This is a genomic window from Stenotrophomonas sp. 116085_Sma (assembly GCF_056479585.1).
In genome coordinates this window covers 2,968,649-2,984,166 of record NZ_CM151057.1, presented here as the reverse complement: position 1 = coordinate 2,984,166, position 15,518 = coordinate 2,968,649, and the positions used below count along the sequence as shown (strand labels likewise).

Genomic DNA, 15,518 nt, shown 5'->3' with positions numbered 1-15,518 from the left:
GCCTGCGCGCTCCGCTTGCACAAAGGCGAGTGTGTGCATTGGGCGGGTGTGGGCGGTCTTGCTGTTCCCTTCACCGTATCACGGCGTTTTCGCCGTCAAGGGCTGCGCGTGCTTGCACGCTTGCGGCCTGGCAGCCGTCCTCGACCCCTGACTGCTTGCGCTGCGCCGTGCTCTCCACGGTTCCGGGCAATTCCGCCCGAGCAACCGGAGCACGATCATGTCGCAACTGTCCTTTTCCTCGTTCGATTCCTCGCTGATGGTGCGTGACGCACAGGGCCGCTACCTGCTGGCGACTGCCGAGCAGATTCTGGAGGCCGCGCGCCAGGCCATCGAGCGCAAGATGCAACGCGGTACGTCGTTCACGTCGCCGGCGGCGGTCAAGGAGTACCTGCGCGCCAAGCTGGCCGGCTTCGAGCATGAGGTGTTCGCGGTGCTGTTCATGGACACGCAACATCGGCTGATCGAATACGCCGAAATGTTCCGCGGCACCATCGACGGCGCATCGGTGTATCCGCGCGAGCTGGTCAAGGAGGCGCTGCGGCTCAATGCGGCGGCGGTCATCATTTCGCACAACCATCCGAGCGGCAATCCCGAGCCGAGCGGTGCCGACCGGGCGCTGACCCAGCGGCTCAAGGAGGCGCTGGGGCTGGTGGACGTGCGCGTGCTGGATCACGTCATCGTGGCGGGCACCGACACCACATCGTTTGCCGAATGCGGCTTGATCTGACCAAGGGGCTTCGGCCCCTTTTTGCTGCGCCCGGCGCGGGCCGGGCGAAAACGCTGCCTCGGATTTCCGAGACAGCGTTTCGGAAATTCATGGCCTGCATGGAGGTATGGGGCGGTCTTGCTGTCCCCTTCATCGTGCCACGGCGTTCTCGCCGTCAAGGGCTGCGCGCGATGGCGCTTGCGTCCTGGCGGCCGTCTGCGACCCCTGACTGCTTGCGCTGCGCCGTGCCCCGGAAGGGTCGGGCAATTCCGCCCGGCAACCTTTCAGGAGTTCACCATGAACAACGCACTCATCACTGCCGAGCAGCGCATCGTGCTGCAGGCCAACGGCCGCGCATCGCTGGAGAACCCGGACTTCGATCCGGCCCCGGTGGTCAAGCTGTTCACGCCGGACGGTGGCGCGACCTGGCTGCTGACCGAGATTGATCCCGACAACCATGACCACGCCTTTGGTCTTTTCGACCTGGGCCTGGGCGAGCCGGAAATCGGCTGGGTCAGCTTGAACGAGCTGGCGACCGTGCGCGGCGGGCTGGGCCTGCCGATCGAGCGTGACCTGTATTTCCGGGCCGAGAAGCGGTTGAGCGGCTATGCGCGCGATGCGCGGCTGGCTGGGCGGATCGTTCTCTGACCTCGCACCTGGAGCGCCGCAAGGCGCTCCTTGCGCTTTCTCGACCATCACAGGAGATCAATGCCATGAGCAGCCATCACGACTACATCATCGAAATCACCGCGCAGCACGATGCGCTCAAGCCGTTCGCGCCGGAAAACGGCCAGCCGCTGCGCTTCAAGATCGGCGACGCGGTGATCTTCACCAACGAGTACGGCGCACAGTTCCGGCTCCGCGTCACCGGGTTCTATCAGCCCACCGGGCTTTCAGGTATGTACGCCCGCGGTGCGCGCTACCTGCTGGACTCGGCATCGCCGTGGATGCCGGTTGCGGAATCCAGCCTGCGTCCTGATGGCTCGGCCTGATGCCTTCGCGCCCCTTCCGGGGCGCTGCGCGCTTCGCTTGCCTCTAGGGGAAAGCCCTGCGGGCTATCCCCACCGCGCGATGCTTGGCACCCCTAAAGACCGCCGAACCGGCTGCGTCGGCTCGGCCAGAAATCCGCAGCCACAGCAGAACCCGCTTCCCGATGCGTGGGGCGTAGTGCGCCTGGTGCTCATCGAACCTTGAAGGCTGGGCGTCCCCGGCCAAGAAACATGGCCGGTCGCGCTGTCGTGCGCGTAGCGCATCGAGCCGCCTGCGGCGTCTCGCCCCTGTCGGGCTTCCATCGTTCCCTCGCTCCGCTCGGCTGACGCCTTCGGCCCGGCTTCCAGATCCGGGCCTGCGCGCTTCGCTTGCCGTGCAGTCAGCGCAAGGGGAAGGCCGTTGCCATGTCCAGCCGTCTCCCCTGACTTCATCACCTTGTCCGCGACTGTAGCCCGCTCCCGCGTGCCATCAAGGCGCGCAGGGCCGTGTCCTCGGCTACGCCTGCGGGCCGCACCACCCCCTGCGCTTGTTTCCTTGACGGCCCCCGTCCGCGCGCTCCTGACCGTCGCGGGCGATGAACTCAGGAAGACGGTGGCAACAGGGCCAACCGGGTTCCTCTCGCCGACCGCACCAAACAGCCGAAAGGCTGGGCTCCGAATCTAGGAATCCGGTGTGCGGTGAACAGCAAACCCTTTTTTCTTTGTCAGGAGAAATGAAATGCAACTCGCATCCCGCTTCGCTTCCCGCTCCCCCTCGCTGCGCAGCGACTACCCGCTGTCCGATGACCAGATTCACCGCGTAGCGCCGTCCATCTTCGCGGACGCGCCGCATGAAAGCCGTTCGCAGCGGTACGCCTATATCCCCACCGCCGCCGTGCTGGCCGAGCTTCGCAAAGAAGGGTTCCAGCCCTTCTTGGTGACGCAAACCCGCGTGCGCGATGAAGGCAAGCGCGAGCATACGAAACACATGCTGCGCCTGCGCCACGCCAGCCAGATCAACGGCGCGGAGGCCAATGAAATCGTGTTGTTGAACTCGCACGATGGCACGAGCAGCTATCAGATGCTCGCGGGCATGTTCCGGTTCGTGTGCAGCAATGGGCTGGTGTGTGGCGACACCGTGGCCGATGTGCGCGTACCCCACAAGGGCGACGTTTCCGGGCATGTCATCGAAGGCGCTTACGAAGTCTTGCGCGGCTTCGACCGGGTGAAGGATTCCCGCGATGCCATGCGTGCGATCACGCTGGACGAAGGCGAGGCCGAAGTATTCGCCCGCGCCGCGCTGGCCCTCAAGTACGACCCCACCGACAACAAGCCCGCGCCCATCACCGAATCGCAAATCCTGATGCCGCGCCGGTTCGACGACCGCCGCCCGGACTTGTGGAGCGTGTTCAACCGCACGCAAGAAAACCTGACCAAAGGCGGATTGCATGGCCGCAGCGCCAACGGACGCCGCCAGCAGACCCGCCCCGTGCAGGGCATTGATTCCGGTGTGCGCCTCAATCGCGCCCTCTGGATGCTGGCCGATGGCCTGCGCCAGTTGAAAGCCTGATTCCCCACGCGGCAGGGGCAGGCAGCAGCCCTTGCCGCTTCTTTCGCTGCTGCATCCCTGAACCGTTAGGAGTTATCACCATGAACGCAACCACCTACACCGAAGCCCGCGCCGTCAATGCCGCCGCCGCTATCCCGCTGGAAGCCGCCGACCCGACCAAGAACCTGATTCTGGTTCCGCTGTCGCGGCTGGTGCTGCGCCCCACGGGCCGCAACGTGCGCAAGACCCCGCGCATGTCCATCCCCGAACTGGCCGCGAGCATCCAGCGCGTGGGCCTGCTGCAAAACTTGATCGTGATTGCCGCCGCCGATGGCGAACATTACGAAGTCGTGGCCGGTGGCCGCAGGCTGGCCGCGTTGAAGCTGCTGGCGAAGAAGCACCGCATCAGCAAGGAATGGGAGGTGCCTTGCCTGCTGGTGGCCGATGGCACGGCGCGCACCGCCAGCCTGACCGAGAACGTGCAGCGCGAAGCCATGCACCCCGCAGACCAGTTCGAGGCATTCGCCGCGCTGGTGGCCGAAGGCCGACCCATCGAGGACATAGCCGCCGATTTCAGCGTGTCCCCGCTGGTGGTGCAGCGCCGCTTGAAGCTGGCGAACGTCTCGCCCCGGCTGCTGGCCGACTACCGCGCCGAAGCCGTAAGCCTTGACCAGTTGATGGCCCTTGCCATCACCGACGACCACGCCGCGCAGGAAGCCGCCTTCTACGATGCGCCGACGTGGCAGCGCCAGCCGTCCGCGCTGCGCGACCGCCTCACCGAGCGGGAAATCGACGCCTACCGGCATCCGCTGGTGCACTTCGTCGGGCTGGACACCTATGAAGCCGCAGGCGGTGGCGTGCGCCGTGATCTGTTCGCCGAAGGTGACGCGGGCGTGTATCTGACCGATGCCGCGCTGCTGGACAGGCTGGCGCAAGACCGGCTGGCGGGCATGGCCGCCCAGGTGAAGGCCGAAGGCTGGGCATGGGTGGATGCCACGCCGGGCGTGACCCATGCTGACCTGCACGCTTTCCAACGTGCGCCGAGGGAGCGGCGCGAGCCGACCAAGCGCGAAGCGCAGCGCATCGAGAAGCTGCAATCCAAGATGCAGGAACTGGCCGCAGCCGTGGATGACGCGCTGGACGCCGAGGACGAGGACAAGGCCGATGCACTGCAAGAGGAAGGCGAAGCCGTGGGCGAGCAGTTGCAGGCGCTGGAAGATGGCTTGCAGGACTACAGCCCGACCGCGAAGGCCGCAGCCGGTGCCATCGTCACCATCGACCGCAACGGGCAGGCCGTGATTCATCGCGGGCTGATGCGCGAGGCCGAGGCCAAGGCGCTGCGCACGCTGGAACGCCTGCGCCAAGGTTTCAGCGGCGAGGATGCCGGGAACGACGACGAAGGCGAGGACGGAGACGGCGACGGCGACGGGCAGCCAAAGACCGCCGCCATGTCCGACCGGCTGGCGCAACGGTTGAGCGCCCACCGCACCGCCGCGCTGCAAATCGAAGTCGCCCGGCATCCGCAAGTGGCGCTGGCCGCGCTGGTGCATGGCATGGTGCAGACCGTCTTGCAGGAAAGCCGCTACGGCCACGACTTGCCGCTGGGCGTGAGCCTGAAAATGCAAGACCGGCTGGAAGGCATGGCCCCGGACTGGCCGGAATCGCCCGCCGCCGTGGCGCTGCGCGAACTGCAACAAGTGGCCGGTGAAGGCTTGCCGCAGGACAGCGCCGAACTGTTCGCCGCGCTGCTGGCAAAGCCGCAAGACGAACTGGTGCGGCTGCTGGCCGTGTGCGTGGCTTCCACGGTGGACGTGGTGACGCCTCGCGCCATGCTGCGCCAGCCCGGCGAGGAACTGGCGCAGGCCGTGGGCCTCGACATGGCAGCATGGTGGCAGCCGAGCGCGGAAGGCTACTTCCAGCACGTTCCCAAGGCCGCCATCCTGCAAGCCGTGGGCGAGTACGCGCCAGAGCAGGTTTCCCGGCTGGCGAAGTTGAAGAAGGCCGACATTGCCAGCGAAGCCGAGCGGCTGGCGAACGGCACAGGCTGGATGCCTGCCATCTTCAAGGCCGAAGGCACGCAGGCAGCCACGCAGGCAGAACCGCAGGCAGAACCGCAGGAGCAGGACGACGCCCCGGAGGATTCCGAGGCAATGGCGGATGAACCCGCCGTGGCGCTGGCCGCTTGACCCGCGCCGACAGCAAGCGCCCCGGCCTCGACCGGGGCGCTTCGCTGGAAGGAAAACGCCCCATGACCCGCACTACCACCAGCCGCCCACGCATGGCGGCGATCTATGCCCCCGGCGTGGTACGCGCCCGCCGCTGGCACGGCGACGGCGACGTGCGCGGCTACCGTCCGCCCTCGGGCTGGTCAGCCCGCGCCGACCTCACCGACATTCACCCCATCACGGGCCGCGCCTTGCCGCGTGCCGTGTGGTGGCTCATCGAGACGAAGGAATAACCCGAACAGCACCGCGCCCAGGCCGTTCCGCCCTGGGCGCGGTGAAAAGAAAATCCGGGCGCGGCGGTGGCCGCGCCCGGTGTTCAAGGCCAACAGCCGAATCAGAACGCCGCCGCCTTCGCGGTGGCTCAGGCGGCGGCGTTAGAGCAGCCGAGCATTCGCCCGGCCCATACCTGCGCGCTACGCTTATGTCCAGGGGAAAGCCCTGCGGGCTATCCCCCGCCGCGCAATGCTTGGCGCCCCTTGATGCCGCCGAACCGGCTGCGCCGGATCGGCTCGGCCAGCGCCCCGCCGCGATGGACGGCGTGCCGGCGAACACGCTGGCGCTTGCTGCGGCGGGTTGTGCAAATGCGTGCGGTCCTCAACGCTGGCGGTTCCTGCCTGTCACGTCACGAAGGACGGTTCACGGACAACCCGCCCGACATCGCTATGGAGCTTCCACACCACGCCTCAAGACCGGCACCGCAAGGTGCGGCAGGGGCGTTCTCGCCTGTCGTCGGGTGGTTGACCTGGCCCGCGTCAGCGGGCGAGCCGGAGCAGCCTTCATGCGGGGATGCCGAGCCGGCCCCATCTCCTTTCGGAGCGGTTCGGCCCAAGGCGTCCTTGTCTCGTTGTGAATCCTGGCGGTGGCGCGGCTGCGCCTCGGGCTTCATGACTGCAACCGTCCGGCGAAAACAATTTCCCCGCCGCTGCGCGGCTTCCTCGCGCAGCAAATTCTTTTCGCCTTCCGGTTCTCCACTGCGTTTCGACCGCAAGCGGTGCAGCCAGCCCGTCTCCCGCCAGCCGGATCACAACAAGGACGCGATGGGCGCGAACCTTGTTCAACCGACAGGAGAAAACATCATGGCCAACATCGGCACCTTCACCGCAGACAAAGACGGCTTCACCGGCACGCTTCGCACCCTGACGCTCAATGTCAAGGTCAAACTGGTTCCCAACGACAAGGGCAGCAGCGAGAACGCTCCCGACTTCCGGCTCCAGGCCGCCGGTCACGACATCGGCGCGGCATGGAACAAGAAAAGCGAGGCCGGGCGGGATTACAAGTCCGTGAGCATTGACGATCCTTCGTTCCCGGCGCCGGTCTATGCCCGCCTGATCGAAGGCGAGGACGGCACGCACGACCTGATCTGGTCGCGCAGCAAGCCCCAGGCGGCGTGACCGCCACAGCGCCCCGCCCATCGCGGCGGGGCGCTGTGCTGCTGATCGCAGCACATCACCGCATCACGCACGCGGCTTCGCCGCGTCGCGTTCGCTCAACACCGCCTCTAGCTCCTGGCGCACCTGCGCCAGCAGCTCGTCGGCCTTGCTCGGGCTGTTGCCCGCATAGGCCAGCGTCAGCAGCGTGAGCGGGTGGATCTCCATCACCTCGCACAACTCCGCCAGCTTGTAGAAGGTCGGGCTTTTCAGATCGCGTTCGAGGGTACTCATATAGGTGCGGCTGGACACGTCAGAGAAGGCTTCCTGGCTCAAGCCACGCGCCTTTCTGACCGTCTTCAACGCCTTTGCCAATGAATACCCAGCCGCCACCTATGGTTTCCCTCAAAAAACCAAGATGACAGCCCATTGCGCCCTATAGGACTACAATCTATAGTGTTCATTTGGTGTTGCTATCCGTTTTTGTGCCTTTACGGAAATCCGCATCGGCGGGTTCCAGCAAAGCCACGGAACCGCGTCCGTGCTTGCGCACGAAGGCACAAATCCGGCTCGGCAGTTCTGCGCTTTGGCGCGAAACCGCATCCGTGCATCATTGGATTCGTGGGATTACCGACCATGCCCCAGCCACTCGCCACCGACCCAGAGCGCGCGCAACTGCTCGCCAACGGCGAGGCCCGTGCCGCTGGCCGGGCCATCGACCCGGTGCCCGTGGTGCGGCTGTTCACGCCCGACGCGCATGTGACTTGGCTGCTGGCGGCGCTCGATCCCGCCGATGGCGACACCGCTTGGGGCCTTATCGACCTGGGGATCGGGATGCCCGCGCAGGGCACCGTCAAGCTGTCCGAGCTGGCCGGCATCGTCGGGCCGCGCCAGCAGCCCGTACTGCGCGACCTCTATTTCCGGCCCACGCGCACGCTGTCGGAGTACACCCGCCTAGCCGAGCGAGACGGGGCCATTCCAGATTGACCACCGCCGACTGTGACTTTTTCAGTCTTTTGTCATACCGGGCAAGTCTCAATCGGGATTATTGCGGCATACCCACGCCAGTCTGATCCAAATAGACATGATGCCCCGCGCGGGCTGCGGCAGGCTGGACGATACGGCGTCCCACGGCTGGGGCGCCGCTGCCCCGCCATTGAGACGACTACCGCAACGCGTCGGAGCCAATCGGTCTTGACAGGTCCATCCATCTTTTTTAACCCATGACGTTCTGACGATACCGATGTAGCGCGTAGTTCTTCCGTGGCGGCCAGTCCTGTTCGCAGGGAGGTTGCGTCATGGTCGATCGCAGCGCCGAGCCTTGGTATCCGACTGCCGCGTACCTGTACGCGCTGCATTTGGACGACCTCGCGCTCGCCTGGGAATACCTGCGCAGGCATCCCGACTACCGGCTCGACTGGCTGCGCCGTCATCGCCGGCCGCAGGCGGCACAGGACGCGGCGCATCGCTGGGGCTTGCGCCTTCTGGAAGACCCGGTGCTGGATGTGCGCGACGCGCATCCAGCCTGGCTGCCCGGCCACGCTGCCGTGGTGCAGCTCTATCCCGACGCCGACCCGCCGCTCGATGCGGCGGTCTTTGCGTTCTGGCACATCCCTGGGCACAAGCAACTGCTGCATGACGGCAAAGGGCTGGCGCTGATCGCGCGCAGCCCTGGCCGATGCGTGCGCTTCGTGCTGGCGCCCGGCCTGGAGGACGGCATGGCTGTCGCCTATGCCCACCGCGGCGGCGCTGCCGCGCCGGTGCATGGGCATCTGCCCAGCTCCGACATGGCCGATACGAAGCCCCGGCCGACACTCGCCGCGCTGCTGGAACTGCACACCTTGCAGGCGCTCGACGCAGCCCTGGCGGGCGCGTCCTTGCGCGAAATCGCCGAAGGGCTGTTCGGCGCCGATGCCGTGGCGGCCGACTGGCACGCCGACGGTGATCTGCGCGCCCGCGTGCGCCGTCTGGTACGGCGCGGCGATGCGCTGATGCGCGGCGGCTATCGCCGCCTAGCACAGCTTGCGCCGCTTGAGAAGGGACGTTTTGCAGCCGACGCAAAACGTCCCTGATCGAAAACCCCTCGCTTCTTGAGACTGCCTCCATCCGGTCGCGCTGTGTGGCTGGTCGTTTTCAACCGATGGAGGTTCACACCATGCGTCCCGCTCCCTTGCGGCCTGCCGCCACTGTCTCGACCGCTGCCGCGCAGCCGCAGCGTTACCTCACCAACGACGAAGCCGCCGAGTACCTGCGCCTGTCGCCGCGCACGCTGGAAAAGCAGCGCGTGATCGGCGGCGGCCCACGCTTTCGCAAGTTCGGCCGGCGCGTCATGTACGCCGTGGCCGACCTCGATGCTTGGGCCGCCGACCGCAGCTTCGAGACGACTTCCGATCCCGAGTACGCCGAGCACCACTCGGCGGACAGCCGTGCGCGCTGATCGCTGGCGCGCGTCAGGCCATCGTCATGTCCAGCCCCGCGCTGCCCGTGCGGCAGCGGCCGATGCAAGAGCGCGAACAGCTCGACCTGTTCCGCGCCTTGCCGGGCGACATGGCGCCGCGCGACAGCCAGGACTTGATGGCCTTTCCGTTCTTCTCGCTGGCGAAGTCTCGGCGCGTTGCGCCAATCGACTTCCGGGCCGGCAACGTCACGATCCGCGTGGAGGGCACAGCCGAGCACGGCATCGCCACGATTTGGGATGCCGACATTCTGATCTGGGCCGCCAGCCAGATCGTGGAAGCGCGCGACGCGGGCCTGCGCCCGTCGCGGCTGATGCAGGCCACGCCCTACGAGATCCTGCGCTTCATCGGGCGCGGCACGTCGCTGCGCGACTACCAGCGCCTCAAAGCGGCCTTGGATCGCCTGCAATCGACCACCGTGGCCACGTCCATCCGCGAGACGACAGGCCGGCGCCTGCATCGGTTCTCATGGATCAACGAATGGAAGGAACTGGCCGATGCCAGCGGCACGCCGCTGGGCATCGAGCTGATCCTGCCGGACTGGTTCTATGCGGGCGTGATCGACGCCGCCCTGGTGCTGACCATCGACCCGGCGTATTTCCGATTGACCGGCGGCATCGAGCGGTGGCTGTACCGCCTGGTGCGCAAGCACGGCGGCAGGCAGGAACACGGCTGGCAGTTCGACTTTCAGCACCTGTACCGCAAATCGGGCAGCGTGGCGCGCTACTACGACTTCGCCGCCGACCTGCGGGCATTGGTCGCGCGGCAGTCCTTGCCCGGCTACCACTTGGGCATCGAGCACGTATCCGGGCTTTCGTCGCCGCTGCTCACGTTCCGGCCCGTGCCGTCCACGGCACGGGGATAAGTGCGGGAGAGCCTGTGGACGGACTCGTGCTATCAGGCAACAGAAGTATCGTGCTATCAGGCAACGAACTATCGTGCTATCAGGCAACAAAATCGGCCGCAAACCCGCGCCAGCACTGGGTTTGCGCGCCCTCTAACTTCCCTAACTTAATTTCTCTAACTTTTAGTAGGGAAACGCCGCTGCGGTGGATAACCGCCACGCGGCCATCAACGCAGCAGCAACAGCCGGGCTTTCCAACATGGAGGGCCAAGCCATGATCGTCGCGCTACTCAACCAGAAAGGCGGCGTGGGCAAGACCACGCTCGCCACCCACATCGCTGGCGAACTGGCAATGCGCGGCCAGCACGTCGTGCTGCTGGACGCCGACCCGCAGGGTTCATCACTGGACTGGACGCAACGCAGAAGCCAGCAAGGCTTGCCACGGCTGTTCAGCGCCGTGGGCCTCGCACGCGAGACGCTGCATCAGGAAGCGCCAGAGCTGGCACGCCGCGCCGATCACGTCGTCATCGACGGCCCGCCGCGCATCGCCGCCTTGGCGCGCTCCGCGCTGCTGGCGGCCGAGCGCGTGCTGATCCCGGTGCAACCCAGCCCCTACGACTTGTGGGCCAGCGCCGAGATGGTGGCGCTGATCCGCGAGGCGCAAGTCTTTCGGCCTGCGCTGCGCGCGGCCTTCGTCATCAACCGGCGTGTCAGTACCACCGTGATCGGGCGCGAAGCACGCCAGGCGCTCGCCGACCAGCCGCTTCCTGCGCTGCGCGCGGAAGTGCATCAGCGCATCGTGTTCGCCGACAGCGTGGCCGCTGGCCGGCTTGCACGCGAGACGGCACCGGACAGCGCCGCCGCCCGTGAAATCACCGTCCTGGTGGACGAACTGCTGCGGTGGACGACATGACAGCGAAGCCACCACCGAACGGCAAGCGCGCAGCAAAGCGCGTCGGCATAGGCGCGCGTCCGCCCGCGAATCCGCACGCTGAAGCGTGGATTCGGCAAGGCGACGCCGATGCGCTGGGCAAGGGCGACCTCTACACCGCCCGCCTCACGCTCGACATCACGCCCGCCATGCGGGCGCGCATCAAGGTATCGGCCTTCACGCAAGGCGTGACCGTGGCCGACCTGCTGCGCGGCCTGCTGGAGCGGGAGTTTTCCGAGAACCGCAGGGAGAACACACCATGACCGCATCCACTGCACCTGCTGCCGCGCCTGCCGCTGGCGCGGCCACGGCTGCGCCACAGCCATCATTCAGCGCGCCTTCCGGCCAGCCCGCCAGCGCGCCGCTGACGCGCGTGGCGCTGGCCTACATCGAGGCCCGTTTCAAGCTCTACCTGCGCTTCGGCGAACCCGCGCGCACGCACCAGCTCGACCGCTGGCGGCGTAGCGCGGTGTTCCTGCCGGGTGCGGTGTTCTGCCGCGTGCGCTGGCAGTCCAACGATTTCGGCACCGTGCGCTGGCAGCTCATGGTGATGCAGGCTTGCACGCCGCTGGACGGCGCGCAGCGCATCCCCGGCGTGCAGCCGGGCGCGCGCCTGCTGCTGCACGCCGAGGGCGACGGGCAAGTGCGCGCCGTGCTGGAGCGCATCGACGCCATCGAGGCGCTGGGCATCGCAGCCATCGCCGTCTCGCCCGCGTACTGGCGCACGCTCGCCAACCGGCTTGCTGCGCGCCTGCCGCTGCCCGAATACACCACCGAGCGGCACGCCGCCTGGCTGACCGGGAGGGCGCTGCCATGACCGCCGTTTCCACTGGCGGCACTGCGCCGCGTCCTCGCTCGCACACCCGCTCACGCTTGCGCGCTCGCATCGTGCTCGCGGGCCTCGCCGCCTGCGGCCTCGCTGCGCTGGCCTGGGCGTCCTTCGTTCATCCGCTGCCGCGCCTGATCTACAACCCGTCCGACAGCGTGGCGGTCGGCTGGTATCGCATCGACCCGTTCGACCCACGCACCGCCTCGCTGCCACGTCCCTTGTCCGTGGACAGCATCGTGCTGGTGCCGCTGCCGACCACGGCCGCCGCACTCGCTGCGCAGCGCGGCTATCTGCCGGTGCGCGTGCCGCTGCTCAAACGTGTAGGCGCAGTCGCGCCGCAGCACGTTTGCGTTTTCGATGCGCTGGTGTGGATCGACGGCGTGCCGGTGGCTGCCGTTCGGCCCGCCGACCGGCTGGGCCGCCCGCTGCCATCCTGGCCGCAGTGCCGGCAGCTTCGGCCTGGCGAACTGTTCCTTCTCAGTGTGACCAATCCGGCGTCGTTCGACAGCCGGTATTTCGGGCCGGTCAGCGCATCTGCCGTGATCGGCGTCGCGCGCCCGATCTGGCTGGAGGCCCACCCATGATGGCCGCCGACTCACTGCACGTTGCCGTGCATCTTGTCGTGCCATCGGGCGTGCCGATCCCGTGGCTTTCCTCATGTCGTCGCGCGTGCCGTGCGAGCGCCGATCCTACGTATCGGGCGCCGCACTTCGCGCTGCCTTCCCATGTGCAGGCGTCTTGCCTCGAATGCGCCCGGCCTTTGGCCGTCGCTGCGTTCGCCGGCGCGCTGGCTGCTCGCGCAGCAACGCCGCCGGGCCGCCGCTGCCCGGAGCGTCAGCGAGGGGCAAAGGCGGAAGGCAAGACAAAAGTACGCGGCACCGGGCCGCGTCGAAAGCCAGTCTGCACGTGGGGTTGGCACGGCACGGAGCGGCTTCGCCGCCGTGCCGCGTGTGGTGCGAGGCCCACGCCAAGACAGGGCGGCCCGCGTGCTTCGCACGCCGGGGCACGCCCCAGCTTTCATGGAACGCAGCCATGAGCGACCGCCGCGATGACGATTTCCGCGTGCGCCCCAGCGCCCCGAAGAACCGGGGCAAGGGACAGGGGCAGAGCTTCGTTTCCAAGGTGCTCAAGCAGACCGGCAAGGCCAGCGGCGGGAAGTCCTCGGTGCGCCGTCCTGGCGCGACGGGTGGCACCGGCCAGCGGCCCGGCTCGCGCCTGGGGCGCGGCCATACGGCGGCGCGCTTCGCGGACGCGAAGCTGACGCCCATGTCCCGGCGCGTGACCATCAAGACGCTGCTGGTGAATCACCAGCGGGCCAGCCCGCAGTCGCTCGCCAAGCACCTGCGCTACATCGAGCGCGACGGTGTGGGACGCGACGGTGAACCGGGTCAAGCCTACGGAGCGCAGACAGACGTGGCCGACCTCGACGCCTTCAAGGAACGCTGCGCCGACGACCGGCACCATTTCCGCTTCATCCTCTCGCCCGAGGATGGCGCGGAGCTGGAAGACCTGCGCACCTACACGAGGCACCTCATGGGCCGCATGGAGGCCGACCTGGGCACGGGCCTCGATTGGGTGGCCGTGAACCACTGGAACACCGACAACCCGCACACGCACATCGTCGTGCGCGGGCGCGACGACACCGGCAAAGACCTCATCATCGCGGGCGACTACATCGCCGACGGCTTCCGCCACCGCGCCGCCGAACTGGCGACCGAGTGGCTGGGGCCGCGCACTGAGCTGGAGATCCAGCAGACCTTGCAGCGCGAGGTGGAGCAAGAGCGGTGGACGAGTCTGGATCGCACCTTGAAGCGCGAGGCCGGCGACGATGGCCTGGTGCATGTCGAACGGCTCAACGAACCTCGCTTGCAGCGCCAACGCCTGTTGCTGATCGGCCGCCTGCAACGCTTGCAGCGCCTGGGCCTGGCCGACGAGACGCAGCCCGGCTCCTGGGCCATCCATGCCGATGCCGAGAAGACCTTGCGCGCCTTGGGCGAGCGCGGCGACATTATCCGCACCATGCAGCGGGCCATGAGCGGCCAGCCGCGCGAGCTGGCGGTGTTCGAGCCGGGCGAGGATGGCCGCACCATCGTCGGCCGCGTGGCCGCGAAGGGGCTGGCCGACGAACTGCACGACCGGGGCTATCTGGTCATCGACGGCGTGGACGGCAAGGCCCACTACGTCGCGCTCAACGCCCGCGACGAGTTGGCGAACTATCCGACCGGGGCCATGGTGGAGGTGAAGGGATCGGCCGACGTGCGCGCGGCCGACAGGAACATTGCCGCGCTGGCGAGCGATGGCCTGTACCGCACCGACCACCACCTGGCCGTGACACAGGGCCAGGCCGTCCCCGGACGCGATCCGCAGGAAGTTGTGGCGGCCCATGTCCGCAGGCTGGAAGCCCTACGCCGGGCGGGCATCGTGGAGCGCGTAGCCGAGGGGCTATGGAAGGTGCCGGGCGACCTGCCCGAGCAGGGCCGCCGCTACGACGCGCAGCGCCTGGGCGGCGTGGCCGTGGAGCTGAAATCGCACCTGCCCATCGAGCGGCAGGCGCGCGTGATCGGGGCCACCTGGCTTGACCAACAGTTGATCGGCGGCGGCACTGGCCTGGGCGACCTGGGGTTTGGCGGCGAGGCCAAGCAGGCGATGCAGCAGCGCGCCGACTTCCTCGCCGAACAAGGGCTGGCCGAGCGGCGCGGGCAGCGCGTGATCCTGGCGCGCAACCTGCTGGGCACGCTGCGCAACCGGGAACTGGCACAGGCCGCGAAGGCCATTGCTGCTGATACCGGCCTGGAGCATCGCCCGGTCGCCGACGGGCAGCGCGTGGCCGGAATCTACCGGCGCTCCGTCATGCTCGCCAGCGGGCGCTACGCGATGCTCGATGACGGCATGGGATTCAGTCTGGTGCCGTGGAAGCCGGTGATCGAACAACGCTTGGGGCAGCAGCTTGCCGCCACGGTGCGCGGCGGTAGGGTGTCGTGGGAGATTGGGCGGCAGCGAGGATTCGGGCGATAACCAACCCCCAATTTCAGCTCTGCTACAGGACAGTTAAGGTTCAATGCGTACCTCTTGCCATCCCCAGCAGACCGGAATCACCATTGTCAGAATCAGTGCCATGCCACGTGCGTGTTTTGGCAAGGCTTCATTGAGGCGACTTGGGCCCATGCCATGTAGCAGTGCTGGCAGCAGTGCGTCACCTGCACGCCAATGCACCCATAGTTGGCCCAACATCTGCAAAACGACGGCCAGCACCAAGACGGAGGCCAGTCCTTGGTGCCACGTGCGGGAGAACATGGCGGAAAAGGCCATTCCTAGCGCAAGCAATAGCACCAGTGCTCTGATGGCTAATCCTTGATGACCTGGGCCGAGCATTCTTAATGACCAAGGCGCCAGGGAACTGTGCCAATTCCAGCTTGCGCCCAACTGCGCTCGCACGGCTGCACCGCGCGGCCCGAACAGTGGCCATAGCACATGAAACAGGGCAAGCCAAGGCAACGCTACATCCAGGCTACGGTGAAACGTCTGCCACCGAAGCATGTCCACCGTCAGCCATGAGCCGAACGCCCCTACCAGAAGTAGCAACGGAGCGAGTCTTGTTTGTGCGTCCCAAAGATAGACGGTATGAAAAGGCCATTCGGCAGGC

General features: G+C 67.2%; 17 protein-coding genes. 16 read left to right on the top strand and 1 reads right to left on the bottom strand.

Going from position 1 to position 15,518, the window contains the following annotated elements:
- Positions 1 to 217 precede the first annotated feature (217 nt).
- The 7 genes from radC (at position 218) to ACZK0Z_RS13875 (ending at position 6,839) form a co-directional block, all read left to right on the top strand.
- Entirely contained in the window at positions 218 to 727 is a 510-nt protein-coding gene (gene radC / locus ACZK0Z_RS13905; RefSeq protein WP_023121650.1) for a RadC family protein, read from the top strand.
- A gap of 276 nt (positions 728 to 1,003) precedes the next feature.
- Positions 1,004 to 1,354, top strand: coding sequence for a DUF2958 domain-containing protein (locus ACZK0Z_RS13900; RefSeq protein WP_023121649.1), 351 nt, complete (start codon positions 1,004 to 1,006; stop codon positions 1,352 to 1,354).
- Positions 1,355 to 1,419: 65 nt separating this feature from the next.
- Positions 1,420 to 1,698 (top strand): hypothetical protein, encoded by a 279-nt coding sequence (locus ACZK0Z_RS13895; RefSeq protein WP_023121648.1) that lies wholly within the window; start codon positions 1,420 to 1,422, stop codon positions 1,696 to 1,698.
- Between the two features lie 715 nt (positions 1,699 to 2,413).
- Positions 2,414 to 3,244, top strand: a complete 831-nt coding sequence (locus ACZK0Z_RS13890; protein ID WP_134231268.1) for a DUF932 domain-containing protein — start codon at positions 2,414 to 2,416, stop codon at positions 3,242 to 3,244.
- Positions 3,245 to 3,324: 80 nt separating this feature from the next.
- A complete protein-coding gene (locus ACZK0Z_RS13885) occupies positions 3,325 to 5,409 on the top strand; it encodes a ParB/RepB/Spo0J family partition protein (protein WP_023121646.1) in 2,085 nt (694 codons plus the stop codon).
- Between the two features lie 62 nt (positions 5,410 to 5,471).
- The gene (locus ACZK0Z_RS13880) at positions 5,472 to 5,681 is read left to right on the top strand and encodes a hypothetical protein (RefSeq protein ID WP_023121645.1); all 210 of its coding nucleotides are present in this window, start codon (positions 5,472 to 5,474) and stop codon (positions 5,679 to 5,681) included.
- An 843-nt stretch (positions 5,682 to 6,524) separates the two neighbouring features.
- Positions 6,525 to 6,839: a DUF736 domain-containing protein gene (locus ACZK0Z_RS13875; protein WP_023121644.1), complete on the top strand. Its 315-nt coding sequence runs from the start codon at positions 6,525 to 6,527 to the stop codon at positions 6,837 to 6,839.
- A 63-nt stretch (positions 6,840 to 6,902) separates the two neighbouring features.
- Here the strand turns inward: ACZK0Z_RS13875 and ACZK0Z_RS13870 are convergent, their stop codons facing one another.
- Positions 6,903 to 7,151: a hypothetical protein gene (locus tag ACZK0Z_RS13870; protein ID WP_051644179.1), complete on the bottom strand. Its 249-nt coding sequence runs from the start codon at positions 7,149 to 7,151 to the stop codon at positions 6,903 to 6,905.
- 300 nt (positions 7,152 to 7,451) lie between these two features.
- Here ACZK0Z_RS13870 and ACZK0Z_RS13865 point away from each other — a divergent pair, with 300 nt between their 5' ends.
- The 9 genes from ACZK0Z_RS13865 (at position 7,452) to ACZK0Z_RS13825 (ending at position 14,890) form a co-directional block, all read left to right on the top strand.
- Positions 7,452 to 7,802: a DUF2958 domain-containing protein gene (locus ACZK0Z_RS13865; protein WP_023121642.1), complete on the top strand. Its 351-nt coding sequence runs from the start codon at positions 7,452 to 7,454 to the stop codon at positions 7,800 to 7,802.
- Positions 7,803 to 8,113: 311 nt separating this feature from the next.
- Positions 8,114 to 8,887 carry a DUF2285 domain-containing protein gene (locus ACZK0Z_RS13860; RefSeq protein WP_023121641.1) on the top strand — a complete coding sequence of 258 codons (774 nt, stop codon included), beginning with the start codon at positions 8,114 to 8,116 and terminating at the stop codon, positions 8,885 to 8,887.
- Positions 8,888 to 8,970: 83 nt separating this feature from the next.
- Complete coding sequence (locus ACZK0Z_RS13855) at positions 8,971 to 9,252, top strand: helix-turn-helix transcriptional regulator (RefSeq protein WP_003107109.1); 282 nt, start codon at positions 8,971 to 8,973, stop codon at positions 9,250 to 9,252.
- A 26-nt stretch (positions 9,253 to 9,278) separates the two neighbouring features.
- Entirely contained in the window at positions 9,279 to 10,136 is an 858-nt protein-coding gene (locus ACZK0Z_RS13850) for a replication initiator protein A (RefSeq protein WP_023121640.1), read from the top strand.
- A 253-nt stretch (positions 10,137 to 10,389) separates the two neighbouring features.
- A complete protein-coding gene (gene parA, locus ACZK0Z_RS13845) occupies positions 10,390 to 11,028 on the top strand; it encodes a ParA family partition ATPase (RefSeq protein WP_023121639.1) in 639 nt (212 codons plus the stop codon).
- Positions 11,025 to 11,309 carry a hypothetical protein gene (locus ACZK0Z_RS13840; protein WP_023121638.1) on the top strand — a complete coding sequence of 95 codons (285 nt, stop codon included), beginning with the start codon at positions 11,025 to 11,027 and terminating at the stop codon, positions 11,307 to 11,309. Before parA ends, ACZK0Z_RS13840 begins: the two co-directional genes overlap by 4 nt.
- Positions 11,306 to 11,863, top strand: coding sequence for a DUF2840 domain-containing protein (locus tag ACZK0Z_RS13835; protein WP_023121637.1), 558 nt, complete (start codon positions 11,306 to 11,308; stop codon positions 11,861 to 11,863). The genes ACZK0Z_RS13840 and ACZK0Z_RS13835 overlap by 4 nt, the downstream gene beginning before the upstream one ends.
- Positions 11,860 to 12,459, top strand: a complete 600-nt coding sequence (locus tag ACZK0Z_RS13830) for a S26 family signal peptidase (protein ID WP_033457388.1) — start codon at positions 11,860 to 11,862, stop codon at positions 12,457 to 12,459. The genes ACZK0Z_RS13835 and ACZK0Z_RS13830 overlap by 4 nt, the downstream gene beginning before the upstream one ends.
- A gap of 448 nt (positions 12,460 to 12,907) precedes the next feature.
- Positions 12,908 to 14,890: a relaxase/mobilization nuclease domain-containing protein gene (locus ACZK0Z_RS13825; RefSeq protein ID WP_134228150.1), complete on the top strand. Its 1,983-nt coding sequence runs from the start codon at positions 12,908 to 12,910 to the stop codon at positions 14,888 to 14,890.
- Positions 14,891 to 15,518: the final 628 nt, after the last annotated feature.

Bases quoted from the DNA above. Each gene is read 5' to 3' on its own strand.
- ACZK0Z_RS13875 (WP_023121644.1), top strand. From the start codon at position 6,525: ATGGCCAACATCGGCACCTTCACCGCAGACAAAGACGGCTTCACCGGC.
- ACZK0Z_RS13880 (WP_023121645.1), top strand. From the start codon at position 5,472: ATGACCCGCACTACCACCAGCCGCCCACGCATGGCGGCGATCTATGCC.
- ACZK0Z_RS13885 (WP_023121646.1), top strand. From the start codon at position 3,325: ATGAACGCAACCACCTACACCGAAGCCCGCGCCGTCAATGCCGCCGCC.
- ACZK0Z_RS13830 (WP_033457388.1), top strand. From the start codon at position 11,860: ATGACCGCCGTTTCCACTGGCGGCACTGCGCCGCGTCCTCGCTCGCAC.
- parA (WP_023121639.1), top strand. From the start codon at position 10,390: ATGATCGTCGCGCTACTCAACCAGAAAGGCGGCGTGGGCAAGACCACG.
- ACZK0Z_RS13825 (WP_134228150.1), top strand. From the start codon at position 12,908: ATGAGCGACCGCCGCGATGACGATTTCCGCGTGCGCCCCAGCGCCCCG.
- ACZK0Z_RS13835 (WP_023121637.1), top strand. From the start codon at position 11,306: ATGACCGCATCCACTGCACCTGCTGCCGCGCCTGCCGCTGGCGCGGCC.
- ACZK0Z_RS13895 (WP_023121648.1), top strand. From the start codon at position 1,420: ATGAGCAGCCATCACGACTACATCATCGAAATCACCGCGCAGCACGAT.
- ACZK0Z_RS13840 (WP_023121638.1), top strand. From the start codon at position 11,025: ATGACAGCGAAGCCACCACCGAACGGCAAGCGCGCAGCAAAGCGCGTC.
- ACZK0Z_RS13850 (WP_023121640.1), top strand. From the start codon at position 9,279: ATGTCCAGCCCCGCGCTGCCCGTGCGGCAGCGGCCGATGCAAGAGCGC.
- ACZK0Z_RS13900 (WP_023121649.1), top strand. From the start codon at position 1,004: ATGAACAACGCACTCATCACTGCCGAGCAGCGCATCGTGCTGCAGGCC.
- radC (WP_023121650.1), top strand. From the start codon at position 218: ATGTCGCAACTGTCCTTTTCCTCGTTCGATTCCTCGCTGATGGTGCGT.
- ACZK0Z_RS13855 (WP_003107109.1), top strand. From the start codon at position 8,971: ATGCGTCCCGCTCCCTTGCGGCCTGCCGCCACTGTCTCGACCGCTGCC.
- ACZK0Z_RS13865 (WP_023121642.1), top strand. From the start codon at position 7,452: ATGCCCCAGCCACTCGCCACCGACCCAGAGCGCGCGCAACTGCTCGCC.
- ACZK0Z_RS13860 (WP_023121641.1), top strand. From the start codon at position 8,114: ATGGTCGATCGCAGCGCCGAGCCTTGGTATCCGACTGCCGCGTACCTG.
- ACZK0Z_RS13890 (WP_134231268.1), top strand. From the start codon at position 2,414: ATGCAACTCGCATCCCGCTTCGCTTCCCGCTCCCCCTCGCTGCGCAGC.